The organism is Geminicoccus sp. (assembly GCF_036263595.1).
GTDB lineage: Bacteria > Pseudomonadota > Alphaproteobacteria > Geminicoccales > Geminicoccaceae > Geminicoccus.
The window spans coordinates 24,332-50,939 of the sequence record NZ_DATAGQ010000104.1 but is presented as its reverse complement, the minus strand read 5'-3'; the positions used below and the strand labels follow the sequence as shown (position 1 = coordinate 50,939).

Here is a 26,608-nt window from a genome sequence, read left to right as displayed (position 1 = left end):
ACGGAGACTTCCCTTGAAGGAACCGCCCGATGCCCGTTCAACCGCCTCTCCGAAACGCCGCTGATGGAGGTCGGACGCTTGACGTGGCGAGACGATCAGGTCAAGACACGCCAAGCTGACCTGCCAGCGCTGGCAGGCTTCTGTCGCAACGACGTCGTGTTATCGGATCCGGATCGATGCTGAAGACCTCGAAGAGCAAGAACGACCCCTCGGCGCGCGGTGCCGCGCAGCCCGCCAAGACCTATGACGGCAAGAAGATCAAGCCCGCTCTGTATGTGGGTACCGCCGTCGGTCACGGCCGCTACATCGCAGCCCAGGACGAGAGTGGCAAGCTCGTCGCCGACCGCGAGGGCCGCCCGGTTCCTTACAAGGACATCTGATCGACGCAGGCTGCCGCCGCGACGATCGGCGGTCCTTCGACCATCTTGGTTCGCGGCCGATCGCCTGCCTTGATTGCGGCGAGTTTCGCGCGCCGGGACAACCCTCGCAGAAGGGCACCGACGCGCGCAGGACAGTTGGAGGCGGCAGCATAGGTTGCCGCCATCGGTTCGCGGGCAGCCGGCTCCGGACCGGGTGGGGGAAGGAAACGGCTTGCATCGCGACGAGGGCGAGATCCGCCAGCTCGGTGCTTGGCTTGCATGGCAACATGCAGCGGGCGCCGTGGATCTGGTGGCGGATCCTGCCGACCTGAACGCTCGCCCCGTGGCCGATGTGCCGTCGCATCGGTCGTCTCCGTCCTGGGCGTCCGACGCGCTCCAGGCTGCCATGCCTCCTTCGCCGCCGAACGTCGGGCAGCCCGTCGCCAGACAGGCTGTACTGCCCATCCTCGGCACGCCTCGACGAGCCGAGGGCGGCGACGTCGCCACTGCCCGCCAGATCGCCTCCGCCTGTCCCGACCTCGCCGCCCTGGAAGACGCGCTGGCGCGTTTCGAGGGCTGCGCGCTGAAGAAGACGGCCACGCGCCTCTGCTTTGCCGATGGCAATCCCGCGAGCCCGATCGTCCTGATCGGCGAGGCACCCGGTGCGGAGGAGGACCGGCAGGGCAAGCCCTTCGTCGGCCCGTCCGGCCGCTTGCTGGACCGCATGCTCGGCACCATCGGACTGGACCGCAGCGGCTTTTGGATCACCAACTGCCTGTTCTGGCGTCCGCCCGGCAACCGCACCCCGTCGCCCCAGGAAATCGCCGTCTGCCAACCCTTCCTGGAGCGGGCGCTGGAACTGGTGCGGCCCAAGGTCATCCTGTTCGTCGGCGGCACCGCCGCCCGCACCCTGCTCGGCCTCGAGGAGGGCGTCACCCGGCTGCGGGGCACCTTCCGGGCCTGGCAGCCATCCTGGCCGGCCGACCCGGTCGACACCCTCGTCACCTTTCATCCCGCCTACCTCCTGCGCAATCCGGCCCAGAAGAAATTGGTCTGGCGGGACCTGATCCAGCTCAAGAAGCGCCTGGACACGATCAGCGGGGCATCGGTCCCGGAAGGGAGGCATCACTAAGACATTTGGACGGGTGGACCAGATCGTCCGGTCGCGGGGCCGGGCGAAACGACAGGGGGAGGACCCATGCCGCTTGAGAGACCACCCGGTCGCGTTTGGTCGGCGCGATCGTGGCTCGTTTCGATGTTGATGATAGGCATCTCGACGGCGGCCCTGGCGGACGAACCCGCAGCGGCAGTCGGAGCGCAACCGCTGGGTGCCGCGCAGCAAGGTGATGTCCGGGTTGCCAGGCTCACGCCGGAACTCGGGTCCGAGGATCCGGACAGGACCGTGCTGCCGCGTCCGTTGTCGGAAAGCGATGCGGAGCTCTACCGCCGCCTGTTCGCCCTGGAGGCCGAGGGCCGGCGCCAGGATGTCGACCGGCTGGCCGTGCACGTGGAGAACCGGTTGCTGCTGGGCCACCTGCTGGCGTCCCGCTACCTGGAGCGCCGGGACTACAAGCCTAGCTTCGGCGAGTTGGCTGAGTGGCTGATCCTCTACGGCGATCACCCGCAGGCCGAGAAGGTCTACGCCTTGGCGCGCAAGCGCCGCCCTGCCGGCGCATCGATACCGCGGCCTCTTTCCCTCGCAGCCACTCACGAGCCCAGCGCGAAAGTGGTCGAGGACGGCCAGAGTTACACCAGTTCCATCAAGCGCCCTAAGGCGATCGCCCGTAAGGTCACGGCTTGGCGACGCCAGATCCCCCAGCTGATCCGGCAGGGCAAGCTCGACGAGGCGCAGGCCGCGCTGAGCCGCCCGGAGATCCTTCCGCTGCTGGACATGGCGGAGCTGGACATCGCCCGCTGGCAGGTGGGCCAGGCCCTGCTGGCGGCCGGCGAGAACAAGCGCGCCTACGAGCTCACCAGTGTAGCCGCCTATCGCTCGGCCGCGGTGCTTCCGGCCATGGCCTGGACCGCCGGTCTCGCCGCATGGCGCATCCAGTACTATGCGGACGCCCAGCGCTTCTTCACCGACTTCACCAACCGCCGCACAGCCGTTCCGGCCGAGGCCGCGATGGGCGCCTTCTGGGCAGCCCGCGCTAGCCTCGCCGCCAACCGCCCGCAATTCGTTCCGCGCTTCATGCGCCTCGCCGCGGCGACCGGGGACAGTTTCTATGGCCGCCTTGCGCAGGCGGTGCTCGGCGATCCCCTGCCATCGATGGCGGAAGAGCCGGGCTTGGACAGCGGGTCGGTCCTGGCCCTCCTCAAGTACGCGGCAGGGCGTCGGGCCCTGGCCCTGGGCCAGATCGATCGGCCGGACTTGGCGGAGATCGAGATCGCGTCGCTGGCTCGTCGCCACGACGACCCCAACCTGACCGACGCCCTTTGGAAGCTGGCCGAACTGCTGGAGCTCCCGCCGGAAGCGGTCGCGACCATCTCCGTCGCCGCGGTGGACCTGCCCGACAAGCGCTACCCGGTGCCGAAGCTGCAAAAGCGCCATTTCGAGCTGGACCGGGCGCTGGTCCTGGCGGTGATCCGGGCGGAAAGCGGCTTCGACGAGCTGGCGACGAGTTCGGCTGGTGCCAGGGGCCTCATGCAGATCATGCCCGAGACGGCCGCAGCCATCGCCAAGCGTGACGGTACAGCCTTCAGCGCCGAAGACCTGCACGACCCGTTGATCAATCTCAAGATGGGTCAAGCCTATCTCAAGCAGCTCATGAAGCAGAAGGAGATCGGCTCCAACTTGATCTTCCTGGCAGCGGCCTACAATGCCGGACCCGGCCGGGTCATCCAGTGGCGAGAGCGGAACGATGGCAACGACGATCCGCTGTACTTCGTTGAGAGCATTCCACTCACCGAGACCCGCACCTATGTGAAGAGGGTCCTGGCAGCCTACTGGGCCTATCAGGAGCGCTTCGAGCAGGCTGCGACCTCGCTCGACGAGCTCCGGCTCGGAAGCTGGCCGACCTACAAGGGCACCAGCCGCAAGGTGCAGACAGCAGAGAAGAGCTGAGACGCTTCATGCCCAGCCGGATCGACGAGACATATCCTTTCAAGGCGCTGCGCATCGCTGTGCTGACCGTATCGGACAGCCGGGACCGCGCCAGCGACCGTTCCGGCGATACGCTGGAGGAGCGGATCCGGGCCACCGGTCATGAACTGGTCGACCGCGATCTCGCCAGGGATGAGGCGCCGGTCATCGCCGAGCGCTTTAGGCGCTGGATCGACGATCCCGGCGTCGAGGTGGTGATCTCCACCGGGGGCACGGGCGTGACCGGGCGTGACGTCACCCCGGAAGCCCTGGCGATGGTGGTCGAGAAGGAAATCCCGGGCTTTGGCGAACTGTTCCGGATGATCTCGTTCGAGAAGATCGGCACCTCGGCCCTGCAGAGCAGGGCCTGCGCGGGCGTCGCCAATGGCACGTACCTGTTCTGCCTGCCAGGTTCGCCCGGTGCGTGTCGCGATGGGTGGGACGAGATCCTGCGCTGGCAGCTCGACATCCGCCACCGCCCCTGCAACTTTGCTGAACTGATGCCGCGGCTGAAGGAAGGGCAAGGCTGACCGGCAACGGTTCCGCCGGTGACGCCGCTCGTCAGCGGGTGCCGGGTGAGCCCGCTGCTCCATCGTCCCGACCGAGCGCCGCTTCGAGCTGACGCTGCTCGTCCGGGGTCCACGCCTCGTCCTTCGGCGCGCCGGAGCGCCGGCGCCACAGGAAGGCAGCCGTACCGGCAACCAGGAGCAGGATGAACGGACCGGACCAGAGGAGCCAGGTCGCACTGCTGACCGGTGGACGAAGCAGGACGAACTCGCCGTAGCGGGCCTGCAGATAGTCGAGGATCTCGGTGTCACTGTCGCCTGCCACCAGGCGCTCCCGCACGATCTGGCGGAGGTCCTTGGCCAGATCCGCGTCGCTGTCGTCGATCGACTGGTTCTGGCAGACCAGGCAACGCAGCTCCCGACCGAGCACACGCGCGCGCTGTTCCAGGACAGGATCGGCCAGCTGCTCGTCGGGCGACATGGCGGCCCGACTTTCCGTCGTTGCGAACGCCAGAAGCAGAAGCATCAGCAGCGTCGCCAGCCTGCACCTCATCCCCTGGCCTTCTCGATGACGGGAAGCACCTGGTCCTGGAAGATCTCCGGCGTCAGCGGGCCCGGGAAGCGAAACAGGATCCGCCCATCGCCGTCCACGACGAAGGTCTCCGGCACGCCATATACGCCGAAGTCGATGCTGACCCTGCCGTTCCGGTCGGCTCCGATCTTCTGGTAGGGGTCTCCCAGCTGGGCCAGGAACGCCTCGCCCTTGACCGGGTCGTCCTTGTAGTTGATGCCGTAGACCGGCATCCCCTCCTCCTTCAGGCGCATCAGGACGGGATGCTCGATCCGGCAGGGCACGCACCACGAGGCGAAGACGTTCAGGAGCACCACCTCGCCCTTGCGCAGGTCGGCGTCGCTCAGGCCACTGTCGGAGCGACCGGGCATGGCCGGCAAGGTGAAGCTCGGCACAGGCTTGTCGATGAGGGCGGACGGCAATTGCCCTGGATCACGTCCCATGTTCAGCCAGAAGGTCACCCCCAGTGCCGCGAACACTAGGAGCGGGATCACGGCCAGCAGGTGGCGGACCCCGAGCCTGCGAGCGGAGTCCCTCGTGCTCACGGCGACATCATCGGCGGCGCTCATGCCGTCGCTCCCTTGGGCAGTTGGCCGGTCCGGCGAGCCGGCACAGGAGCGCCGATACGAAGCCTGCGATCCGACAGGCTGATCAGGCCACCCAGGCCGACAATGCCCGCACCCCACCAGATCCACACGACGAGCGGCTCGCGATAGAGGCGGACCGTCCACCGCCCGTCCGGCGCCTGGTCACCCAGGACATAGTAATGGTCCACGAGCGGCGAGGTGATGATGCCGGGCTTCGTCGTCGGCTGGCCCTCGACGGGGAAGAACCGCTTCTCCGACTGGATTTCGTGCAGGACCTGTCCGGCCCGTTCCGTACGGAAGCTGCCGACCGTCGCGATATAGTTCGGCCCGCGTTCCTCACGCACGTCGACCAGACGCACCTCTGTACCGGCCAGCTCGACCGCCTCGCCTACGGCGAGCGTGGCGATCCGCTCGCTCCGCAGGGTCGTGGCGCCGGTAATGCCCAGCACCAGCAGGCCGACGCCGGCATGGGCGATCACGCCGCCCACGGCCGAGCGCGGCAGGCCGCGCAGGCGGCGCCAGGACTGGGCGGCCGGCCCGCGAAACAGCGCCGTCCGCTCGGCGAGGTCCACCAACGCGCCCAGGATCAGCCACGCCGCCAGCCCCAGTCCCAGCGCCGTGCCCATCTGCTGCCAGTCGACCATGAGCAGCCAGAGGCAGGCCGCGCCCAGCACGATGAGGAAGACCACGCTCAGCCGCTGCACCACGCCCTGCAGGTCCCCCCGCTTCCAGGCGAGCAGGCTGCCGATCGGCATGACCAGCAGGAGCGGCATCATCAACGGCACGAAGGTCGCGTTGAAGTAGGGAGGGCCCACCGAGATCTTCGGCCCGCCGACCGTGTCCAGGATCAGCGGATAGAGCGTGCCGAGCAGCACGGTGCCGGTGGCGGTAGCCAGAAGGACGTTGTTCAGCACAAGCGCGCTCTCCCGGCTGATCGCGGCGAAGCTGCCGCCGGCGCGCAGGGCGGGTGCCCGCCAGGCGAACATGGCGAACGCTCCGCCGATGGCCAGCACCAGGAGGGCCAGGATGAAGATGCCCCTTGTAGGGTCGGAGGCGAAGGCATGCACCGATGTCAGCACACCCGAGCGAACCAGGAAGGTCCCGAGCAGCGACAGGGCGAAGGAGAGGATGGCCAGCAGGATCGTCCAGGCCTTCAGCGTGTCGCGTTTCTCCACGACGATCGCCGAGTGCAGCAGCGCCGTGGCCGCCAGCCAGGGCATGAACGACGCATTCTCGACCGGGTCCCAGAACCACCAGCCGCCCCAGCCCAGCGTGTAGTAGGCCCACCAGGATCCGAGCGAGATGCCGAACGTGAGGGCCACCCAGGCCGCCAGCACCCATGGCCGAAGCCAGCGTGCCCAGGCGGCATCGACCCGCCCCTCGATCAGGGCCGCCATGGCGAAGCTGAAGGCGGTCGATAGCCCGACATAGCCCAGGTAGAGCATCGGCGGGTGCATCGCGAGGCCCGGGTCCTGCAGGATCGGGTTCAGGCCGTTGCCGTCCACCGGCGGTGGATCGAGCCGCAGGAAGGGGTTGGAGGTGAACAGGACGAAGGCCAGGAAGCCCGCCCCGATCAGCCCCTGCACGGCCAATGCCCTCGCCTTGAACGGCCAGGGCAGGTTGCGCCCGAGCCCCGCCACCGCCGCGCCGAAGATCGCCAGGATCCAGACCCAGAGCAGCAGGGAGCCCTCATGGTTTCCCCACACGCCGCTGATCTTGTAGATCATCGGCTTGGTGGAATGGCTGTTGGCCGCGACGTTGAACACCGAGAAGTCGGAGATGACATAGGCCCAGGTCAGCGCGCCGAACGCGATCGTCACCATCACGAACTGGCCGATCGCCGTGCTGGCGCCCAGCCGCATGCCGACGATATCGCCCCGATAGGCCGCTGCCATCGGCACGATGCCCTGGATGCAGGCCAGGCCGAACGCCAGGATCAATGCCAGATGGCCGAGTTCGGGGATCATTGGGTGGGTGTACCTGCCTCGTGCTGCCAGACGCCGGACGCCTTGAGCGAATCGACGACTTCCTTGGGCATATAGCTTTCGTCGTGCTTGGCCAGGACTTCGCGTGCAAGGAACACCCCTGCCTCATCGAGTTGTCCCTGCGCGACGATGCCCTGCCCTTCCCGGAACAGATCGGGCAGGACGCCCGCATACTGGACCGGCACCTCGCTTTTCGTGTCCGTCAGCCGGAAGTGGACAGTGCCATCGGCATCGTGTGCCACGCTGCCGGCGACCACCAGCCCGCCGATCCGGAAGTTGCGAGCCTCCGGCAATTCCCGCTCAGCGACCTGCGTCGGCGTGACGAAGAACGCGACGTTCTGGTCCAGGGCCGTCAGGACGAGCGCGGCGGCTCCCCCTAGAAGGGCGAGGCTGCCGACGACCACATACAAACGCTGTTTTTTCCTGAGACGCATGGCCCACGTTCGAACACGAGCGGCCGATGCAGGCCGCAGCACGGAGGTAGCTCCTCGCATGGCCACGGGAACACCGCGTCCGCATCGATGCGACACCCGGCCGCTGGCCGGACCCCATGATAGTCACCACCAGCTTGCGGCGACGTCAAGCAGGGGCGGTCTCGCCTTCCAAAGCCAGCCGGTTCCGCGCCTCGATGCCGATGGCCGTTTCCGGCAGGCGCCACTCCAGTCCGCCCATGTTCAGGAGCGTCGCCGCGACTTCGTCGACTCCCTGCATGTCCTTGATCTGCGTGAACACGAACGGACGGGCACCCCGCATCCTGGCGGCATCGCGGTTCATCACGGCGAGCGACGCACCGACCATGGGTGCAAGGTCGATCTTGTTGATCACCAGCAGATCCGACCGGGTGATGCCGGGCCCACCCTTGCGCGGGATCTTCTCTCCAGCTGCGACGTCGATCACGTAGATCGTGATGTCGGCGAGTTCCGGACTGAAGGTCGCGGCCAGATTGTCGCCGCCGCTCTCGATGAACAGCACCTCCAGCTCAGGGAAGCGCTGGCACATCTGGTCGACCGCGCGGAGGTTGATCGAGGCATCCTCGCGGATCGCCGTGTGCGGGCAGCCGCCGGTCTCCACACCCATGATCCTCTCCGGCGGCAACGCCCCGGACCGGGTCAGGATCTCCGCATCTTCCTTCGTGTAGATGTCGTTGGTGATGGCCGCGATGGCGTAATGCTCGCGCATCCGCTTGCACAGCTGCTCGGTGAGCGCTGTCTTGCCGGACCCGACGGGGCCACCGATGCCGACGCGAAGGGGACCGTGCCCGCTCATGAACGGAATAACCTCGTGTACTGGGTTTCGTGCGCGATCGAGAGAAGATCGATCATCGGCGTGGAGGTGGCCAATTCCTCGAGCGGCGTCGCCAGCGCATCGGCGACCACCGCCGGAAGATCCTGTTCGAGGGAGGCGGTAACCCGCTGGCCGTCGGTCTGGCCGAGCGGCACCAGCCTTACGCCGGCCGAGACGAGGTTGGCGGAGAACGCCGCCAGCTGTGCCAGGCAGGCCTGGGGCAGTGGCAGCCCATGCGCCCAGGCTGCCATCCCGTTCACGACAGGCAGAACCGGCTCAACCGCAAGCTGGCGGGCCAGCTCGGCCAGGCCGTCCAGGGCAGGATGCGGCCAGGCGAGCCTGAGCGTCCGCAGCGCGGCGCCACCCTGCATGCCGGCTTCCAGCGCCAGCTCGGCTGTACCGCGCAGCGCTGCAGCCCACTCGATCAGCTCGGTAAGCCGGTCGGGATCGTCTGCCCGCCGATAGGCCTGCGCCATCAGTACCAGGTCGGCAAAACCGGAGCCATGGCGGCAGGCCTGCCGCAGATAGGTCAGTAGGCTCGCTGCATCCGTCACCAGCCCCTCCTCCACCGCCGCCTCCAGCCCATGGCTGAACGCAAAGGCGCCGATGGGAAAGGATGGGGACGACCAGGCCAGCAGACGCAGCAGGGAACGGTCGTCCAGCAGGGGATCAACCATGGTGATGGCCATCATAGGCGCCGCGCTCTGGCGTGAACGGCACGACCAGACGCCGCGTGCATCCACCCAGGCCGGTCAGCATCGCCTCCAGCACATGGTCCTGCCGGACCCGCAGCGCATTGGCGCGGATCTCCGCCGGCGTGTGGCGATTGCCGAGATGCCAGGCCAGCCGCGCCAAATGGGTGGCATCGCGACCCTGCACTTCCAGGACCGGCTCGGCTGCCGCGATCGTGCGGAACCAGCCGCCCTGCTCGCACAGGAGCCCGTCATCCTCCTCCAGCACGGCGGCACGCGGCAGGTCCAAGAGCAGATCCACGCCCTGGTCGGAGATGAGGCGGACACGCCGGCGGTGGCGATCATCATAGGTCAGGGTAAGCGTGCCTACCTCTTCATCCACCGGCCATTCGCCCGATGGTGCATGTGCCACAAGCCGACGTGCCAACTGAATACCTCGCAGGGATGGGAGCTAGCAGCCGGATCAGTAGAGAAAATAGCGCTGCGCCATCGGCAGGACCGCCAGAGGCTGGCAGGTCAGCAGTTCTCCGTCGGCGTGCACCTGATAGGTCTCGGGATCGACCTCGATCAGAGGTGTGGCGTCGTTCAGCTTCATGGCCGCCTTGCCGATGCCACCGCGGGTGTCCTCGACCGGGAGATAGGTCTTGGCGACGCCCAATCGATCCGGAAGTCCGTCCTCGAGCGCCGCCTTGGAAACGAACACGACCGCGCTCTCCTGCAGGGCACGGCCGAACGCGCCGAACATTGGGCGGGTATGGGTCGGCTGCGGCGTAGGGATCGATGCGTTCGGGTCGCCCATCATCGCCGCCGCGATGGTGCCGCACTTGAGCACCATGTCCGGTTTCACCCCGAAGAAGGCAGGCTTCCAGATCACGAGGTCGGCCAGCTTGCCCACCTCGACCGAGCCCACATGGCGGGAGATGCCCTGGGCGATGGCGGGGTTGATCGTGTACTTCGCGATGTAGCGGCGCACGCGCAGATTGTCGTTCTCACCGGTCTCGCCGGAAAGCCGCCCCCGCTGCACCTTCATCTTGTGCGCTGTCTGCCAGGTCCGCGTGATCACCTCGCCCACCCGGCCCATGGCTTGGCTGTCCGAGGAGATGATCGACATCACCCCGAGGTCGTGAAGGATGTCCTCGGCCGCGATCGTCTCCTTGCGGATCCGGCTCTCGGCGAACGCCACGTCCTCGGGGATCCGCTTGTCGAGGTGATGGCAGACCATGAGCATGTCGAGATGCTCGTCGAGCGTATTCGCCGTGAACGGCCTGGTTGGGTTAGTCGAGCTCGGGATGACGTTCGGCAGGCCCGCCACCTTGATGATGTCGGGCGCATGGCCGCCGCCGGCACCCTCGGTGTGGAAGGCGTGGATGGTCCGGCCCTTGAACGCCGCGACCGTGTCCTCGACGAAGCCGCTCTCGTTCAGCGTGTCGGTATGGATCAGGACCTGCACGTCCATCTCGTCCGCGACGGTCAGGCAGCAGTCGATGGCTGCGGGCGTGGTACCCCAGTCCTCGTGCAGCTTGAGGCCGCAGGCCCCCGCCAGCACCTGCTCGCGCAGCGCATCCGGCCGGGATGCGTTGCCCTTGCCGAACAGCCCGATATTCATCGGGAAGGCATCCATCGCCTGGAACATGCGGGCGAGATGCCAGGGACCTGGCGTGCAGGTCGTGGCATTGGTTCCGGCGGCCGGCCCGGTGCCGCCGCCCATCATCGTCGTGACGCCCGAATAGAGCGCATCGTCGATCTGCTGCGGGCAGATCCAATGGATATGCACGTCCAGGCCGCCGGCCGTGACGATCTTGTTCTCGCCGGCGATGATCTCGGTGCCCGGCCCGATCACGATGTCGACGCCGGGCTGGGTATCGGGGTTGCCGGCCTTGCCGATCGCGTGGATCCGGCCGTCGCGCAGGCCGATGTCCGCCTTCACGATCCCGGTCCAGTCGACGATCAGCGCATTGGTGATCACCGTATCGACGACACCCTCGGCGCGGCTCGCCTGGGACTGGCCCATGCCGTCGCGGATCACCTTGCCGCCGCCGAACTTGACCTCCTCGCCATAGGTCGTGAGGTCCCGCTCGACCTCGATGAACAGTTCGGTGTCGGCCAGGCGGACCTTGTCGCCGACCGTGAGACCGTACATGCCGGCATAGGACTGGCGGTCGATGCGATAGGACATGCTAGTCGACCTCGCCCATGATCTTGCCCTGGAACCCCTGGACGACCCGCCGTCCCGTGAACGGGATTAGGCTCACCGACCGGATCTGCCCCGGCTCAATTCGGACCGCGGTCCCGGCCGGCACGTTTAGCCGCATGCCGCGCGCCTTCTCCCGGTCGAACCTCAGGCCTTCATTGGTTTCGAAGAAGTGATAGTGCGAGCCGACCTGAACAGGCCGGTCGCCCGTGTTGGCGACCTCGATGGTCACGGCCGATGCGCCGGCGTTCAACTCGATCTCGCCGGGTGCCAGGACATACTCGCCAGGAATCATGCGGCCTCCGAATGGTCGAGCCGTTCGCGGGAAAGGAAGTGCTGCATCAGCGGATCGGCTGGTGCACGGTCACCAGCTTGGTGCCGTCGGGGAACGTCGCCTCGACCTGGACCTCGTGGATCATCTCGGCGATGCCGTCCATGACCTGGTCGCGGCGCAGGACGCCGGCACCGTCGGCCATCAGGGCTGCCACCGAGCGCCCATCGCGCGCACCTTCCAGCACATGGTCGGTGATCAGCGCGATCGCTTCCGGGTAGTTCAGCTTGACGCCGCGCTCGAGGCGGCGCCGGGCCACCATCGCGGCCACCGCCACCAGAAGCTTGTCCTTCTCACGGGGCGAGAGTTCCAAGGTGTTCGTGCCTCCCGGTCAGCGACGTCGACGTGTCGTCCGCGGCTACAATCCGCGGCTACGACGAGCAACGCCCGTGCCAAGCAGGCTAACGGCATCGAAGGGTCGGGCGAAGCGCTCATATTGCCCAAAGGCGTGGCAGGCGCGCCGGCTGCCGCAGCAACGCGCCACGCCAAGCCGCGAGCGTATGGGCGAGCGAGCGACGAAGTGCGGCCGGGTCGGCCGCCAGCCAGCGCCCGACCAGCAGGCCATTGACGGCGGTCACGCCGGCTCGCACGCCTGGGGTCGCCCGCAGCGTCGAGCGCGCCGTTTCCAGCATGGCCGGCGCCTCCGGTCCGGCGAAGACCACCGTCGCCAGAGCCTTGGCCCCGCCGCACCCGGCAAGCCCATCCAGCAACGGCTCGTTCGGCGGCTCCAGCTTGAAGCGTTCAGCCCATCGAAGGCGGCCGCCGACGCGCACTTCCCAGGCTTCGCGCAGGAAGGCGTCGCGAAGCCTCTCGCCGCGCGCCAGCCTTCCGAAGACCAGCATCTCCGCCGCGAGCAGCGTCGAGGTCGGGTGAAGGTCGGCGCGGATGGTCCGCTCGACGCGGCAGCGATCGAACAGGATGGTCTCCTGCGGCAGCCAGGCGAGCACGGCCCGCTCGCCTGCCTGCAGGGACGTCGCCATCTGCGCCGTGGCGCCAGCCGACCGGTACAACTTCTCGGCCGCCTGGGTGGTCACCAGGGCATGCGTGCCGGCATCGAGCCCGATCTGCACCTCCAGCCGGTCGCCGCCGACCACCCCTCCCGACGTGTTCACGACGACCGCATCCGCGCCATCCACCTCGCGGGGGAACAGCGCCCGAAGCGGGGCCTCCTGTTCCAGCGCCGCCAGTCTCCGGTGCGAACCGTCGCCCCAGCGAAGCAGGAGGCGACCGCTGCCTCTTCCGTGACCATCTGCATCTTTCGCGGGCAGTGAGCTGTGCAGCGGTACGTGGCCGTCTGGTTGTTCTTCATCCGGGGCGACTTCGTGACCGTTCCGCAATCCTGGCATCCATCTTGCTGCAGCGGGCGTGGGCGGCCCTTGGTGGCCGGACGATATTTGTCGAGGGATCAACTAGATGAAATGGAGCTGCAGCAAGCGGCAACTGCTCGGCCTTTTTGCCGGGTCCGCGCTGGCCATGACGATGAGCGGCAGCGTGTTCGCTCAAGAAGAGACGATCAAGGTCGGAGTCCTGCACTCCCTTTCCGGCACGATGGCGATCAGTGAGACGACACTGAAGGACGTCATGCTGATGCTGATCGAGCAGCAGAACGCCAAGGGCGGCCTGCTCGGCAAGAAGCTCGAAGCCGTCGTCGTCGACCCGGCCTCGGATTGGCCGCTCTTTGCCGAGAAGGCACGCGAGCTGATCGCCAAGGACAAGGTTGCAGCGGTGTTCGGCTGCTGGACCTCGGTCAGCCGCAAGTCGGTCCTGCCCGTGTTCGAGGAGCTGAACGGCTTGCTCTTCTATCCCGTCCAGTACGAGGGCGAGGAAAGCTCCCGCAACGTCTTCTATACCGGAGCCGCCCCCAACCAGCAGGCGATCCCGGCCGTCGAGTACCTGATGAGCGAGGATGGCGGCGGCGCCACCCGCTTCGTGCTGCTCGGCACCGATTACGTGTACCCGCGCACGACCAACAAGATCCTGCGCGCCTTCCTGAACGCCAAGGGCGTGGCCGACGCCGACATCATGGAAGAATACACGCCGTTCGGTCACAGCGACTGGCAGACGATCGTCACCAACGTGAAGGCCTTCGCCAACGAGGGCAAGAAGACAGCCGTCGTCTCGACGATCAACGGCGATGCCAACGTCCCGTTCTACAAGGAGCTGGGCAATCAGGGCATCAAGGCCGAGGACCTTCCGGTCGTGGCCTTCTCGGTCGGCGAGGAGGAACTCTCCGGCATCGACACGAGCGGCCTGGTCGGCCACCTCGCCGCCTGGAACTACTTCATGTCGGTCGAGACGCCGGAGAACAAGGCGTTCATCGAGAAGTGGCAAGCCTTCACCAAGAACCCCAAGCGGGTCAGCAACGACCCGATGGAGGCCCATTATATCGGTTTCCAGATGTGGGTGCAGGCGGTCGAGCAAGCCGGCACCACCGACGTGGACGCGGTGCGGCAGGCGATCATCGGCCAGAAGGCGCCGAACCTGACCGGCGGCATCTCGGAAATGCTGCCCAACCACCACATCACCAAGCCCGTGCTGATCGGCGAGATCCAGCCGGACGGCCAGTTCGAGACGGTGTGGGAAACCACCGACCTCGTGCCTGGCGACGCCTGGTCCGACTACATTCCCGAGAGCGCCAAGCTCACGGCGGACTGGACCTATCCCTGGGTCTGCGGCGGCTGCGAGAAGCCGTCCTACTGATCCATCGCAGGACTCCCGTACGTACGTCCGACAACCTCCCCGGACGTACGGGCGGGCCGTCCCGCCGGCGCCGGACATCATCGAGATGCGGATCTTCCTGCGTGTGTGGCTGGCGATGCTGGTCCTGTCGGCCCTCGGGACCGGCAGCGTCTCCGCCGCATCTCTGTCCGAAGCGTCGGCGGGACTCTCTCCACGTGACTTCGCGGCGACGGGCGCCGCCATCGAGGCGATCGCGTCCGGCGGCGATCCTGCCGGCCTCGGCATCCTCCAGGCGCTGTCCGACGGCACGCTGGAGAAACTGCCGGACGGACGGCTCGTCATCGCGACCAGTGCCGGCGCGACCGACGCGCTGACCGGGGCGGCCGTGACGCCGATGCCGACCGACGGCAGCAAGATCCGCCTGAACAATCGCCTGCGTACGCAGTTGCGGGCGGCGATCGGCCGCTTCGGCCTGACCTCGCCGGACCCGGCGCAGCGCCTGGCGGCGGTGGACGCGCTGCTGAGCGACCGGTCGCCGGAGGCTTTCACCCGCCTGGAAGAAGCGCTTGCCCGCGAGCAGGACCCGGCCGTTGCCGGCACGATGCGGTTCGGCGTGGCGATCCTCGCCTTGTCCGGCACGGACAAGGCGAAGAAGCTGGCGGCGGTCGAGACGCTGTCGGGCGTGCTCGACCCGCGTGCCCAGGGCATCCTGTCCGAGCTCGCCAGCAGCGAGGCGGACCCGGACCTGAAGGCCGCGGCCAACGATGCGCTTTCGGCGATCGCCCAGAAGCGCTTCTGGATCGACATCGCGGTCAACCTCTACCAGGGCATCTCGCTGGGCTCGATCCTGCTGCTGGCGGCAGTCGGCCTCGCCGTCACCTTCGGGGTCGCCGGCGTCATCAACATGGCGCATGGCGAGATGCTGATGCTGGGCGCCTATGCGACCTTCGTGGTCCAGCAGATCTTCCGTACCTACCTGCCGCCCTCGATGATCGACTGGTACCTAATTGCCGCCATCCCGGCCGCAGCGCTGGTCGCCGGCTTCTTCGGCCTCCTGATCGAGCGCGGCGTGATCCGCTTCCTCTACGGCCGGCCCTTGGAAACCCTGCTCGCGACCTGGGGCATCTCGCTGATCCTCCAGCAGGTCGTCCGCTCGGTGTTCGGCCCAACCAACCGGGAGGTCGCCAATCCCTCCTGGATGACCGGCGCCGTCGAGTTCGCCGGCGTAACGCTCACCTACAACCGGCTGATCATCATCGTGTTCAGCCTCCTGGTCCTGGCGATCGTCTGGTTCGTCCTGCAGCGCTCCCGCTTCGGCCTGGAGATGCGCGCGGTCACCCAGAACAGGCGCATGGCCGCCGCCGTCGGCATCGACACGGCCCGCGTCGATGCGCTCACCTTCGCGCTGGGCTCGGCCGTGGCCGGCATGGGCGGCGTCGCCCTGTCCCAGGTAGGCAATGTCAGCCCGAACCTCGGCACGCTCTACATCGTCGACAGCTTCATGGTCGTGGTGTTCGGCGGCGTCGGCCAGCTCGCGGGCACGGTCGTGGGCGCGCTCACGCTGGGCATGCTCAACAAGCTGATGGAGCCCTTCGCCGGCGCGGTCCTCGCCAAGGTGCTGCTCCTGGTCATCGTCATCCTGTTCATCCAGAAGCGGCCGAAGGGACTGTTCGTCCTCAAGGGCCGAAGCGCAGAGGTCTGACCACCATGACCGAGCGCACGACGCTTCTGACGCCGCCGGTGCGGGTCGCGATGTACGCGGTGCTGGCCGTTCTCCTCGTGATCGTGCCCTTCCTGAACCAGTGGGTCCCGACGGACTCGCCCTTCCACATGCCGGACTACGCCGTGCCGCTGCTCGGCAAGTATGTCTGCTACGCGCTGCTCGCCCTGTCCCTGGACCTGGTCTGGGGGCTGGCCGGCGTGCTGTCGCTGGGGCATGGCGCGTTCTTCGCGCTGGGCGGCTACGTGATGGGCATGTACCTGATGCGCCAGATCGGCACCCGCGGCGTCTACGGCAACCCGGACCTGCCGGACTTCATGGTGTTCCTGAACTGGAAAGAGCTTCCCTGGTACTGGATGGGCTTCGACCAGCTCCCGTTCGCCCTGCTCATGGTGGCCTTCGTGCCGGGCCTCCTGGCCTTCGTATTCGGCTGGTTCGCCTTCCGCTCGCGCATCACCGGCGTCTATCTCTCGATCATCAGCCAGGCGCTGACCTATGCGCTGATGCTGGCCTTCTTCCGCAACGACATGGGGTTTGGCGGCAATAACGGCCTGACCGACTTCAAGGACCTGCTGGGCTTCCCGCTCCAGGCGATCGAGACGCGGATCGGCCTGTACATGGCGTCGGTGGTGGCGCTTGGCATCGGCCTCTGGCTCTCGATCCGCATCGCCGATGCTCCCCTCGGCCGCCTCCTGATCGCCATCCGCGACGCCGAATCGCGCGCCCGCTTCCTTGGCCACCGCGTCCTGGCGGCCAAGCTCTTCGTCTGGACCCTGTCCGCAGTGATGGCAGGCGTGGCAGGTGCCCTTTACGTGCCGCAGGTCGGCATCATCAACCCCTCCGAGTTCGCACCCGCCAACTCGATCGAAGTGGCGATCTGGGTCGCGGTCGGCGGACGCGGGACGCTGATCGGCGCCCCGCTCGGCGCCTTCATCGTCAACGGTGCCAAATCCTGGTTCACCGGCCTGTTCCCCGAGCTCTGGCTGTTCGGCCTGGGGGCGCTGTTCGTGGCGGTGACCCTGTTCCTGCCCAAGGGGGTCATCGGCACGCTGGCGGGCCTGAACCTCCGGCGGACCAAGGTGACTACGACGAAGCTGGAGGCCGAGCATGTCGGTGCCTGACGTCCTGCCGCACGACACGCTCCTCTACCTGGACGGGGTGACGGTCGACTTCGACGGCTTCAAGGCCCTGAACAGCCTGTCCCTGTATCTGGGCAAGGGTGAGCTGCGCACGATCATCGGCCCGAACGGTGCGGGCAAGACCACGATGATGGACGTGATCACCGGCAAGACCCGCCCCACCTCCGGCACCGTGCTGTACGAGGGCTCCATCGACCTGACCAGGCGGGCGGAAGAGGACATCGCCAGGCTGGGGATCGGGCGCAAGTTCCAAAAGCCCACCGTCTTCGAGGCGCTCTCCGTGCGCGACAACCTGGAGCTTGCCAGTCTGGGCGGCCAGAAGCTCGGCACGCTCCTGGCGATGCGCACCAAGGCCCAGACGGCCGAGCGCATCGACGGCATCCTGGAAGTGACCGGCCTCACCCATCGCCGTACCACGATCGCAGGCTCGCTCAGCCATGGCGAGAAGCAGTGGCTGGAGATCGGCATGCTGCTGATCCAGGACCCCAAGCTGATCCTTCTGGACGAGCCCGTGGCCGGCATGACCGACGCCGACACGGAAAAGACCGCGGCCCTGATCCTGCGCCTGAAGGGCCAGCACACGGTGGTCGTGGTCGAGCACGACATGCATTTCGTCGAAGCTCTCGCCGCCAAGACGACCGTCCTCCATGAGGGCCGGGTGCTGGCCGAGGGCAGTGTGGCATCCGTGCGTGCCGATCCCACCGTGGTCGATGTCTATCTGGGGCGCTCCTGATGCTGGCCGTCGACGACCTCCATTTGGCTTATGGCGCCTCCATCGCGCTGCGCGGTGTTTCCTTGTCGCTCAGGAAGGGCGAGGTGACCTGCCTGCTCGGCCGCAACGGCGTCGGCAAGACCTCGCTGCTGCGCGCCATCGCCGGCCAGCTGCCGATCAAGGCGGGGACAGTGAGCCTGGATGGCCAGGACCTTGCGAAGCTGCCGACCCATGGAAGGGCCAGGGCCGGCGTCGCGCTGGTCCCGCAAGGGCGGGAGATCTTTCCGCGCCTGACGGTCGAGGAGAACCTGCAGACCGGCTTTGCCACCAGGCGCGCCAAGGCCATCGACGAGGAACTCTACCGCCTGTTCCCCGTGCTGAAGCAGATGCTCCACCGCAAGGGAGGTGACCTCTCGGGAGGGCAGCAGCAGCAGCTTGCCATCGCGCGGGCCCTGGTCACCGACCCGTCGGTGCTCCTGCTGGACGAGCCGACCGAGGGCATTCAGCCCAACATCGTCGACCAGATCGGCGAGGTCGTGGCCGGCCTCGCCAGGACCGGCAGGATGGCGATCCTGCTGGTGGAGCAGTATCTCGACTTCGCCTTCCGCCACGCCGACCGGATCTTGGTGATGGACCGGGGGCGGATCGTGCTGGAAGGGCCTGCCGCCGAGGTCGATCCCGACGAGGTCCGGCGCCTGGTGGCGGTCTAGCCGCCGGTCAGGATCCCGCGTCGATCAGCTCGTAGACCTTGGCGGATGCGGCCCCGTTCATGACGAAGCGCTCGAACGGGAAGAGCCGGTGCACCCAGTGCTGCTCGAAGCTGGCGCGCTCGCGGTACTGGGTGTCCAGCTGGTCGACGAGCATGGTCTTCAGGTCCGGCGGCAGTTCCGCAAAGAACACGCCCTGCTCCACCACGATGAAGCGCGGCCTGGATTCCAGGATCCGCTCCAGCTCCACTTTCGGCTCGACCCATGCACAACCGTCGCGGCCGGGGTAGAGCCGGTTCGGCAGGCCGGTGAAGGCGAAGCGGGTCGCGGGCTCTGCACCGGTCAGGTAGTAGACGATCGGCATGAAGCCGACGACATAGAGGGAATCGCCGGGCTGCAGGTCCTGCTTGATGTCCTCCGCCACCTGCCGTGCCGCATCGCCCGCATAGCTCTCGCCGGCAAGCCGGTCCCGCGCGACATACAGCCCGTTCATGATCGGGTTCTTGGCCACAGCGAACACGGCCAGCACCACGAGCATCGCCAGGACCGCGCGGCGGGCGCTCGCCCCCTCGACACGATCCAGCACGGCCCTGACCAGCAGCAGGCCCGTGAGCAGGCTGAGGGCAGGAAGGAACTGCAGGAAATAGTGGTCCGACATGAACCGCAGGAAGACCTGGCAGATCCCGATCAGCACGATCCAGATCCACAGGAAGGCGAGCGGCCGCCACTCCAGTTCGTTGGCCAGCAGGCGGCGTGCCAGGACCAGGACCGCGATGGCTGCGAGCCAGAGCGGTGCCTGCTCGACCATCACGTGGAAGCCGGCCTCCCACGCGACGGCCGGCCCGTTGTCGCCATAGAAGCCGCGATGGGTAGTGAGGTTGCCCGCCACCCATTCGTCCCAGTGTCCGGTAGCGACATAGACGAGGATGACCAGGAGCGTCGGGATGGCCGCGACCGCGCCCAGCAGCAGCAAGGCCAGCCAGGATTCCCGCAGCCGCTCCCCGATCTCGCTCCAGCGCAGCGTGGTGAGCAGGAAGAAGCCGGCAAGATAGGCCAGCATGTCGAAGACCACGACCTGCTTGATCTGCAGGCCGATGCCCAAGGAAAGGCCGGCCAGCGCCATCAGTCCCAGATGCGGACGGCCGATCCGGTCCGAGGCCAGCAGGGCCAAGAACAGCCCCAGGACCGAGAACAGGTTCATGAACAGCTCGGACTGCGCGTTCGTGCCGCCCACGGTGAGCATGAACACGACATAGACGAGCCCAGCAGCGGTCCCGATCCGCCGCTGCGGGTCATCTAGGATCCGGGGCGCGATCAGCCAGAGCAGGAAGGCGGTCATGCCCACCGCCACGACGGCGGCGAGCCGCATCGCGATGACGCCATCCACCGGCAGGGTGCTGATCAGCGCGAACAGCGCGAACAGCCCGACGGGCTTGAGGTCGCAGAGGGCCGTGTACGGCAGGAACCCCTGCCGCATCTTGTCGCCCATCAGGATATACATGCTCTCGTCGTAATTGAGCACGGAATAGAGCAGGGTCGGCAGCCGAAGCAGGAAGGCCAGCGCCACGAAGCCCAACGCCACCGTCCACGCCGTCTTCGCGTCCACCGGCTTCCACGGAAAGCTGCCCGTCATCACCGGAAGTTCACCCCTGTGCTGTTCGCGTGGTCAAAAGGAGAGCCGCTTCATGATGCCGGTTGGGATCCATTTGATGATCTGCATGATCCCCCACCAGACGAACGGCACGTAGGCGACGTAGCGCCCCTTTTTTGCTGCCGTCACGATCGCCTTCGCTGCATCGGCCGGTGCGGCCATGAGCGGCCCGCCCTTCATCGGCCAGGTCATGGTCGTGTCGAGGAAGCCCGGCTTGATCAGCGTGACCGGGATCCCGGCCGCCAGCAGGCGCGCGCGCAGGCCCTCGGTGAAGGTGGCCAGCCCCGCTTTTACCGAGCCATAGACATAGTTCGAGCGGCGGCCGCGGTCGCCGGCGACCGAGCCGATCACGACCACGCGGCCGGTCCGGCGTGCCTCGAAGAGCGGGATGAAATGCAGCAGGACCGAGACGGCACCGCGATAGCCTATGTCGATCATCGCGAGCGCCTGGGCAGGATCGCGCTCCGCCTCGGCCTGAGGCGTCATGACGGCAAATGCCAGGACCAGCGTGAGCGGCCCGGATGCCAGCTCGGCCACCTCCGAAACGAACCCCGCATGGCTCTGGCACTTGTCTGCGTCGAAGGCGACGACGTGAGCCGGCACGCCGAAGCGGGCGCGCAGGTCGGCAGCGCTGCGCTCCAGGTCGTCCAGATCCCGCCCGGCCAGCAGCACGCCATGCCCTCGGCCCGCCACCTCGCGCGCGATCGCGCGGGCAAGTCCGGAGGAGCCGCCCAGGATCAGCCAGGTCTCGCTCATGAGGAGCCCCCTTCCCGGATCCGCAGTCGCCGAGCGAGCCCGCTCTGCCAGCGGCCATCAGGGTCGACCCGGTCCAGCACCTGCCGGAACTGGCCAAGAGCCGGATACATGGAGGCGAACCCTTCGGCCGACAGATGGCTGTCCTTAGCCAGGTAGATCCTGCCACCGGCGTCGCGGGTGATGGTCTCCAGCCTGGCGAGCAGTTCCTGGACACCCGGCCGCTCAGGGAAGTCGAGGGCCAGTGTCCAGCCCGGCATGCAGAAGGAGAGCATGCCAGGCCCGCTCCGCCCGAACGCCTTGAGGACCGCCAGGAACGAAGCGTGCCCATGCCGCGCGACTTCTTCCAGCAGGCGGATCAGCGTGGCCCGGCCATCGTCGAACGGCACCACGCACTGGAACTGCCGGAAGCCTCGCTTGCCGTAGATGCGGTTCCACTGGTGCAGACCGTCGAGCGGATGCAGGAAGGCCGGGATCGGCACGAGCCGCGAGCGCCCGTCCGCGGGGACCCGCCGCCACCAGGCCGCGTTGAACATGCGCGTGGACAGAGGCGACATCGCGACCGCCGGCAGGTCGAACGGCACGGTCCTGCTCTTGGCCGGCGCAGGGGGCAGCCCCGGCGAGACCAGTTCCGCCGTCTCCAGCAGACCGCGGCCGAACTGCCTGCCCTTGCTCAAGGCATCGATCCAGCCGACCGAGAAATGCGCGTCCTTCTTCGCCTCGAAGGCGGCCAGGAACGAATCGAGGTCGCCGATCCGCTGTTCTTGGACGAGCACCGCGTTGGACGGCACGCGGACCAGGGTGAAGCTGACCGAGGTGATCATCCCGGTCAGGCCCAGCCCGCCGATCGTGGCGCGGAACAGGTCCGGATCGCTCGTGCGGGTGATCGAACGGCTCTCGCCCTTGGCGGAAAGAAGGGTGAAGGCGTCGACATGGTCGCCGAAGCTGCCGGCCGCTCCTTGGTTCTTGCCGTGCACGTCGTTTGCCAGCGCGCCCGCGATGGTGGCGAACGCCGTTCCGGGACAGACGGGGGCCAGCCAGCCACGCGGCAGCAGGTGCCTGTGCAGGTCGGCGAAGGTGACCCCGGGCTCCACCGTGATGCGGCCGATATCGGCATCGAAGGCAGTGATCCGGTCCAGGCGCGTGGCGAGCACGCCCCTGCCCCCTTCCACCGGCTGGCCCACATCGCCATAGGAACGACCGGCACCCAGCGTCAGCAGCGGACCATCCGCCTCGCGGACGATCTGCCTGAGCTGGCTGTCGCGTTCGGGCCGTGCCACCTCGGCACGCGTGGTCGGCACCCGGCCCCAGCCGGACACCTCCATGGATTTCCACGCCGTCATCGCCGTTGCCTGGCCACGCGCATGGCGACAGGAAGCAGCAGGAAGCCTAGCCCCACGGCGAACCACAGCGTCGTCAGCCGAATGAGGGCCGTTGCGATGATGCCGGGTTCGCTTGCGACACCGAAGGCGACCAGCAACGCCACCATGGAGATCTCCGCCCCGCCGAGCCCGCCCGGCAGCATGGCAGCCGCACCGGCAAGCATGGAAGCGGCGAAGATGAACACGACGATGAACAGCGGCAGGTCCGCATCCAGGCTATGGAGCAGCCACCACAAGGCGGCAGCCTCCGCGAACCAGCCCAGCAGCGACAGCACCAGGCCGAACAGGAACGGGCCCGAGCGCAGCAGGTGGGCTACCTCGCAGGCCAGCCGGTGCAGCTTGCGCACGCTGGAGCGCCCGCGTCCGAGCCGCCGCTGCACGCTGAACACGGCCCCCATGATCAGGCGCGGCCGGGTACCGAGCCACCAGGAGCCCAAGATGAAGACCGCCGCCGGAATGATCGCCGACATCAGCCCGCCCTGCAGTGTCACGATGCCGACGCAGGCCATCACCAGCAGCGCCAGGCTGTCGGCCAGCCGGTCGGCGACCAGGAGCGGCAGGGTCCGGGCATAAGGCTGGCCGTCACCTTCCCGCATCAGCCAGAGGCGCAGCAGCTCCCCGAGCTTGCCCGGCGTCACGGTCAGCGCGAAGCCGGCCACGTAATAGAGCGAATGCCTGAGAAAGGGGATCCGGACGCGGCGCTGCCGGGCGTAGACGTCCCACCGCCAGGCACGCATCGCGTAGTTGACCAGGGACAGGCCGAGCAGGACCGCAATCAGCTCCGGCGTAAGGCGGTGGGCATAGGCCAGGACTTCGTCGCTGCCGACATAGAAGGCAATGACGACCATGAGCGCGGCAGCGGCGATCCCGAAGCCGATCCATCGGCCGGCCTGGCTGCGCTGCGCCTGCAACTCCGCATCGGCGGCAACCGAACTATGGACGCTCATGCATGCCGCGCCAGAAGAATGATGAGCAAGGTGGCAGCACCCATGACGTGGGACAGGCGGTCTTTCAGCGCGAAGATCAAGGGGTCCTCATTCATCTGGCCGCGCACGGCCAACTGCCAGACCCGGCCCAGCCAGAACAGCAAGAGGACGAAGATCACCCAGAGCCAGCCCGGCGAAGCATAGATGTTCCGCGAGAACTGCTCCTCGATCAGATACACGACGAAGATCACGGTGGATGCGATGGCGGCACTGGTCCCGAGTGACAGGAGCAGGGGCAGTTCCTCGACGGAGTAGCCGCGCCGCTTCATGGAACGCTCGGGGCGCAGGCTGACCTCGCGCAGCTCGGTGTAGCGCTTCACCAGGGCCAGCGACAGGAAGAAGAACATGGAGAAGGTCAGGAGCCAGAACGACCACGGCACCGACAGGATCACGATTCCGGCAACGACCCGCAGGGTGAACAGGCCGGCCAGGACGATCGTGTCCAGGATCGCGATCTTCTTCAGGACGATCGAGTAGGTGAGTGTCCCGCTCAAGTAGGCCAGGCCCACGATCGACGACGCGATCGGCAGGAACAACCCGATGATCAGGGCGCCCAGCAGGAGCATGGGAATGGCGAACACGCCGTGGGCGACCGGCAGGGCGCCACTGGCGAAGGGGCGGTTGCGCTTGGTCGGATGCCGCCGGTCGGCCGCAAGGTCCAGGATGTCGTTGGCCATGTAGCCGGCCGAGGCCAGCAGGCAGAGCATGCTCAATGCCAGGCCGCCCTCGATCCAGTCCCACCAGCTGGCGAGCGGGCCGGCCAGCAGGATGGGGAGGAACACCAGCAGGTTCTTGGGCCACTGGTAGACGCGGAGCGCCCTGATCCAGGAGGCGATCGTCCCGGTCGAATGGGGAAAACGGGCGAGAATCGGGATGTCGGTGAGCTGCCGCTCATATCTGAGGCCGCGTCCCACCAGGACGGCCCCGCGCGACGCCCGCCAGATCGGAAGGTCGACGGCGGCGTCGCCGGCATAGATGAAGTCGCGGCCCACCATCTCCTGGATGCGTGCGAGCTTGGCCTCGCCGCTCAGATTGGCCAGCCCGTCGCTGCCGATGGCAGCTTCGACGGGGAACGGCAGGCGCCTGGCCACCTCGTCGACGATGCTCTGGTCGGCGGCCGATACCAGCACGATCCGGCGGCCGGCGGCATGCTCGGCCGACAGCCATTCCAGGAACTCCGGTCGCAGCGGCAACAGATCGTGCTCAAGGGCGACCGCATCCGCGACGGTCCGCTTGAACGCAGCCTTACCCTGCTGCAGCGAACGCAGGGCGGCCAGCGCCATTGCCGGCGGCAGCCGGTAGATCTGCAGGACGCTCTCGTGGAGCGTATCCACGGGCGTCAGCGTTCCGTCCAGGTCGACGACCAGCACCGCCGACCGGCCCGAGACCTCCGTGGGAGGCGACAGCGTGATCATGACCAGCGCCTTTCGGGAGGTATCGTCACGAACGATCAGCCGCGGTGAGCCGTCCGACGCTGCAGCAACCGGCATGATCGCCGCGAGCCCAGAAGGAACGGCTCGCTGCTGCCTCGACAGACAACACGAGAAGCAATGGCATTCTGACCCCGGAGCATGATCCGCCCATCCCAGGCGATAGAAGCCCGCGATACCGGTGAGGTTCCCTCCGCTGCCGTGGCTTTCGTCCGGCCCCCGCATGAGGCTGGCCAGCGGGGCACTGCGCCGGGCACTCGCCGCTTGCCCTCGAATTGCATCGCTACAAAAATAGCAGCAGTTTTATTCTCTGTATTTGATGTGTAGATGAATTTGCGTATTAGCACCCTGCCATGAATCAATCACATGGTTGGGAGGAAGAATGGCTATCCTTACAGGTGACTATAAGGCCAATACTATCGACGGAACGGCTAGTTCCGATACGATCAGCGGCCTCGACGGCAACGACAAGCTTTCCGGCTATAACGGGAACGATACCATTCTGGGCGGGCGGGGCCGTGATCTCATCAAGGGCGGACAGGGCAACGACCTGCTGAACGGCGATGGAGATGACGACACCATCTACGGGGACAGCGGCAACGACCGCATCTATGGCGGTGATGGCCGCGACCTGATCGATGGCGGGATCGGCCGCGACGTCATCGCCGGCGGATCGGGAACCGACCGGATCCAGGGCGGCACCGGCAACGACTACATCACCGCCGGCAGCGGCAACGACGGCATCAGCCTGTCGACGCTGCTAACCGGCGGCATCGGCGGCCAGCCGTCGACGGCCGACGACCTCTTCGAAGCGATCCTTGAGCGGATCGGCGGTGTGGATGCCGGCGAGGGCGATGACAAGGCCTATGGCGGCGACGGTGCCGATCTCGTCTACGGCAATGACGGCAACGATCTCGTCCGCGGCGATGCCGGCGACGACATCCTTTCCGGTGCGGACGGCAACGACACGATCGAGGGTGGCGACGGCGACGACTTCATCCTGGAAGGCCTGCCGGAGCCCCTGCTCGGCGACACGTTCAGCTATACCGGCAACGACAAGATCTTCGGCGGCTCGGGCGCCGACGTCATTACGGCGGGCGACGGCAACGACACCATCGACGGCGGCATCGAGGGTGACCTCATCTCGGCCGATGCCGGCAACGACAAGGTGAACGGCGGCAGCGGCGAGGACGCGATCTTCGGCGGCTCCGGTAACGACGTGCTGGCCGGCAGTTCGAGCGCCGACCTGCTCGTCGGTGGCGATGGCGATGATGACCTGGACGGTGGATCGGGCGACGACCTGGTAGCCGGCGAGTATGGCAGCGACGAGCTGGCCGGCGGTACTGGCGACGACCTGTTCGACGTCACGGAGGATCTCGACGACGATTCCACCGACGTGATCGAGGACTTCGATCGCAACGGCGACCAGATCCTGACCTTCGAGCTGGACTTCTTCGACTATCTCGACAGCAACGGCGACGAAGTCGTGAACGGCTTCGACGACGATGTGGACGAGATCGTGTTCGGCGGCATCGACTCGCTGGAGATCAAGGCCGGCCTCGGCAGCGGGCTTAGCACCATCATCGTGGTGAATCACACGGAGTTGGACGCCAACGACTTCACCGATTCGGTCGCGGCCGTGCCAGGCCCGGATCTGACCCTGCTCAACGAGATCGCCTCGCTGGTCGGCCCGCCCTGACCTGAGCGTATCGAGAACGGAACGGCCGGCCGGCAATGGCCGGCCGTTTGCGTTGAGGGCGCGAGATTCAGCAGCGATCCCGCGACTACGTTCATGCTAGGATGGATCGATGATTGCCCTGCACCTGCGGCCGCAAGGAGATCGGCATCCCGCACGGAAAAA

Annotated in this window: 26 protein-coding genes; 10 read left to right on the top strand and 16 right to left on the bottom strand. The window is 67.1% G+C overall.

Annotated elements, in window-relative coordinates; genetic code table 11:
- The first annotated feature begins 176 nt into the window (after positions 1-176).
- The 4 genes from VHL31_RS09475 (at position 177) to moaB (ending at position 3,971) form a co-directional block, all read left to right on the top strand.
- Positions 177-380 carry a hypothetical protein gene (locus VHL31_RS09475; RefSeq protein ID WP_329660963.1) on the top strand — a complete coding sequence of 68 codons (204 nt, stop codon included), beginning with the start codon at positions 177-179 and terminating at the stop codon, positions 378-380.
- 211 nt (positions 381-591) lie between these two features.
- On the top strand, positions 592-1,491 hold the full coding sequence (locus VHL31_RS09470) for a uracil-DNA glycosylase (RefSeq protein ID WP_329660962.1): 900 nt from the start codon (positions 592-594) through the stop codon (positions 1,489-1,491).
- Between the two features lie 123 nt (positions 1,492-1,614).
- Positions 1,615-3,423 (top strand): lytic transglycosylase domain-containing protein, encoded by a 1,809-nt coding sequence (locus tag VHL31_RS09465; RefSeq protein ID WP_329660961.1) that lies wholly within the window; start codon positions 1,615-1,617, stop codon positions 3,421-3,423.
- An 8-nt stretch (positions 3,424-3,431) separates the two neighbouring features.
- Positions 3,432-3,971: a molybdenum cofactor biosynthesis protein B gene (moaB, locus tag VHL31_RS09460; protein ID WP_329660960.1), complete on the top strand. Its 540-nt coding sequence runs from the start codon at positions 3,432-3,434 to the stop codon at positions 3,969-3,971.
- A gap of 31 nt (positions 3,972-4,002) precedes the next feature.
- Here the strand turns inward: moaB and VHL31_RS09455 are convergent, their stop codons facing one another.
- From VHL31_RS09455 to VHL31_RS09405, 11 genes are all read right to left on the bottom strand, one after another.
- Positions 4,003-4,473 (bottom strand): cytochrome c-type biogenesis protein, encoded by a 471-nt coding sequence (locus VHL31_RS09455; protein WP_329660959.1) that lies wholly within the window; start codon positions 4,471-4,473, stop codon positions 4,003-4,005.
- A 23-nt stretch (positions 4,474-4,496) separates the two neighbouring features.
- Complete coding sequence (locus VHL31_RS09450) at positions 4,497-5,087, bottom strand: DsbE family thiol:disulfide interchange protein (protein WP_329660958.1); 591 nt, start codon at positions 5,085-5,087, stop codon at positions 4,497-4,499.
- Positions 5,084-7,072, bottom strand: a complete 1,989-nt coding sequence (locus VHL31_RS09445; protein WP_329660957.1) for a heme lyase CcmF/NrfE family subunit — start codon at positions 7,070-7,072, stop codon at positions 5,084-5,086. Before VHL31_RS09445 ends, VHL31_RS09450 begins: the two co-directional genes overlap by 4 nt.
- Positions 7,069-7,524: a cytochrome c maturation protein CcmE gene (gene ccmE, locus VHL31_RS09440; protein WP_329660956.1), complete on the bottom strand. Its 456-nt coding sequence runs from the start codon at positions 7,522-7,524 to the stop codon at positions 7,069-7,071. Before ccmE ends, VHL31_RS09445 begins: the two co-directional genes overlap by 4 nt.
- A 145-nt stretch (positions 7,525-7,669) precedes the next feature.
- Complete coding sequence (ureG, locus tag VHL31_RS09435; RefSeq protein WP_329660955.1) at positions 7,670-8,356, bottom strand: urease accessory protein UreG; 687 nt, start codon at positions 8,354-8,356, stop codon at positions 7,670-7,672.
- The gene (locus VHL31_RS09430) at positions 8,353-9,051 is read right to left on the bottom strand and encodes an urease accessory protein UreF (protein WP_329660954.1); all 699 of its coding nucleotides are present in this window, start codon (positions 9,049-9,051) and stop codon (positions 8,353-8,355) included. The genes ureG and VHL31_RS09430 overlap by 4 nt, the downstream gene beginning before the upstream one ends.
- A complete protein-coding gene (locus VHL31_RS09425) occupies positions 9,044-9,448 on the bottom strand; it encodes an urease accessory protein UreE (RefSeq protein ID WP_329660953.1) in 405 nt (134 codons plus the stop codon). Before VHL31_RS09425 ends, VHL31_RS09430 begins: the two co-directional genes overlap by 8 nt.
- An 81-nt stretch (positions 9,449-9,529) precedes the next feature.
- Positions 9,530-11,242, bottom strand: coding sequence for an urease subunit alpha (gene ureC / locus VHL31_RS09420; protein WP_329660952.1), 1,713 nt, complete (start codon positions 11,240-11,242; stop codon positions 9,530-9,532).
- 1 nt (position 11,243) lies between these two features.
- Positions 11,244-11,552 carry an urease subunit beta gene (locus VHL31_RS09415; protein WP_329660951.1) on the bottom strand — a complete coding sequence of 103 codons (309 nt, stop codon included), beginning with the start codon at positions 11,550-11,552 and terminating at the stop codon, positions 11,244-11,246.
- 46 nt (positions 11,553-11,598) lie between these two features.
- Complete coding sequence (locus VHL31_RS09410; protein WP_329660950.1) at positions 11,599-11,901, bottom strand: urease subunit gamma; 303 nt, start codon at positions 11,899-11,901, stop codon at positions 11,599-11,601.
- A 118-nt stretch (positions 11,902-12,019) separates the two neighbouring features.
- On the bottom strand, positions 12,020-12,700 hold the full coding sequence (locus tag VHL31_RS09405) for an urease accessory protein UreD (RefSeq protein ID WP_329660949.1): 681 nt from the start codon (positions 12,698-12,700) through the stop codon (positions 12,020-12,022).
- Positions 12,701-13,061: 361 nt separating this feature from the next.
- Here VHL31_RS09405 and urtA point away from each other — a divergent pair, with 361 nt between their 5' ends.
- The 5 genes from urtA to urtE all read left to right on the top strand — a co-directional run bounded on the left by urtA (position 13,062) and on the right by urtE (position 18,548).
- On the top strand, positions 13,062-14,288 hold the full coding sequence (gene urtA, locus VHL31_RS09400) for an urea ABC transporter substrate-binding protein (protein WP_414653687.1): 1,227 nt from the start codon (positions 13,062-13,064) through the stop codon (positions 14,286-14,288).
- 85 nt (positions 14,289-14,373) lie between these two features.
- Positions 14,374-15,969: an urea ABC transporter permease subunit UrtB gene (gene urtB / locus VHL31_RS09395; RefSeq protein ID WP_329660947.1), complete on the top strand. Its 1,596-nt coding sequence runs from the start codon at positions 14,374-14,376 to the stop codon at positions 15,967-15,969.
- Between the two features lie 5 nt (positions 15,970-15,974).
- A complete protein-coding gene (urtC, locus tag VHL31_RS09390; RefSeq protein WP_329660946.1) occupies positions 15,975-17,108 on the top strand; it encodes an urea ABC transporter permease subunit UrtC in 1,134 nt (377 codons plus the stop codon).
- On the top strand, positions 17,095-17,859 hold the full coding sequence (gene urtD, locus VHL31_RS09385) for an urea ABC transporter ATP-binding protein UrtD (RefSeq protein ID WP_329660945.1): 765 nt from the start codon (positions 17,095-17,097) through the stop codon (positions 17,857-17,859). The genes urtC and urtD overlap by 14 nt, the downstream gene beginning before the upstream one ends.
- Positions 17,859-18,548, top strand: a complete 690-nt coding sequence (urtE, locus tag VHL31_RS09380; protein ID WP_329660944.1) for an urea ABC transporter ATP-binding subunit UrtE — start codon at positions 17,859-17,861, stop codon at positions 18,546-18,548. Before urtD ends, urtE begins: the two co-directional genes overlap by 1 nt.
- Positions 18,549-18,555: 7 nt before the next feature.
- On the opposite strand, the gene VHL31_RS09375 is transcribed toward urtE, so the two are convergent.
- From VHL31_RS09375 to VHL31_RS09355, 5 genes are read right to left on the bottom strand one after another with little or no spacing between them, the layout of a single operon-like run.
- A complete protein-coding gene (locus VHL31_RS09375; RefSeq protein WP_329660943.1) occupies positions 18,556-20,178 on the bottom strand; it encodes a hypothetical protein in 1,623 nt (540 codons plus the stop codon).
- 33 nt (positions 20,179-20,211) lie between these two features.
- Positions 20,212-20,952, bottom strand: a complete 741-nt coding sequence (locus tag VHL31_RS09370) for an SDR family NAD(P)-dependent oxidoreductase (RefSeq protein ID WP_329660942.1) — start codon at positions 20,950-20,952, stop codon at positions 20,212-20,214.
- Positions 20,949-22,292, bottom strand: coding sequence for an FAD-binding oxidoreductase (locus VHL31_RS09365; protein WP_329660941.1), 1,344 nt, complete (start codon positions 22,290-22,292; stop codon positions 20,949-20,951). The genes VHL31_RS09370 and VHL31_RS09365 overlap by 4 nt, the downstream gene beginning before the upstream one ends.
- Entirely contained in the window at positions 22,289-23,278 is a 990-nt protein-coding gene (locus VHL31_RS09360) for a lysylphosphatidylglycerol synthase transmembrane domain-containing protein (RefSeq protein WP_329660940.1), read from the bottom strand. Before VHL31_RS09360 ends, VHL31_RS09365 begins: the two co-directional genes overlap by 4 nt.
- On the bottom strand, positions 23,275-24,807 hold the full coding sequence (locus tag VHL31_RS09355) for a UbiA family prenyltransferase (RefSeq protein ID WP_329660939.1): 1,533 nt from the start codon (positions 24,805-24,807) through the stop codon (positions 23,275-23,277). The genes VHL31_RS09360 and VHL31_RS09355 overlap by 4 nt, the downstream gene beginning before the upstream one ends.
- A gap of 322 nt (positions 24,808-25,129) precedes the next feature.
- On the opposite strand from VHL31_RS09355, the gene VHL31_RS09350 reads away from it, so the two are divergent.
- Positions 25,130-26,446, top strand: coding sequence for a calcium-binding protein (locus tag VHL31_RS09350; protein WP_329660938.1), 1,317 nt, complete (start codon positions 25,130-25,132; stop codon positions 26,444-26,446).
- The last annotated feature ends 162 nt before the right edge of the window (positions 26,447-26,608 follow it).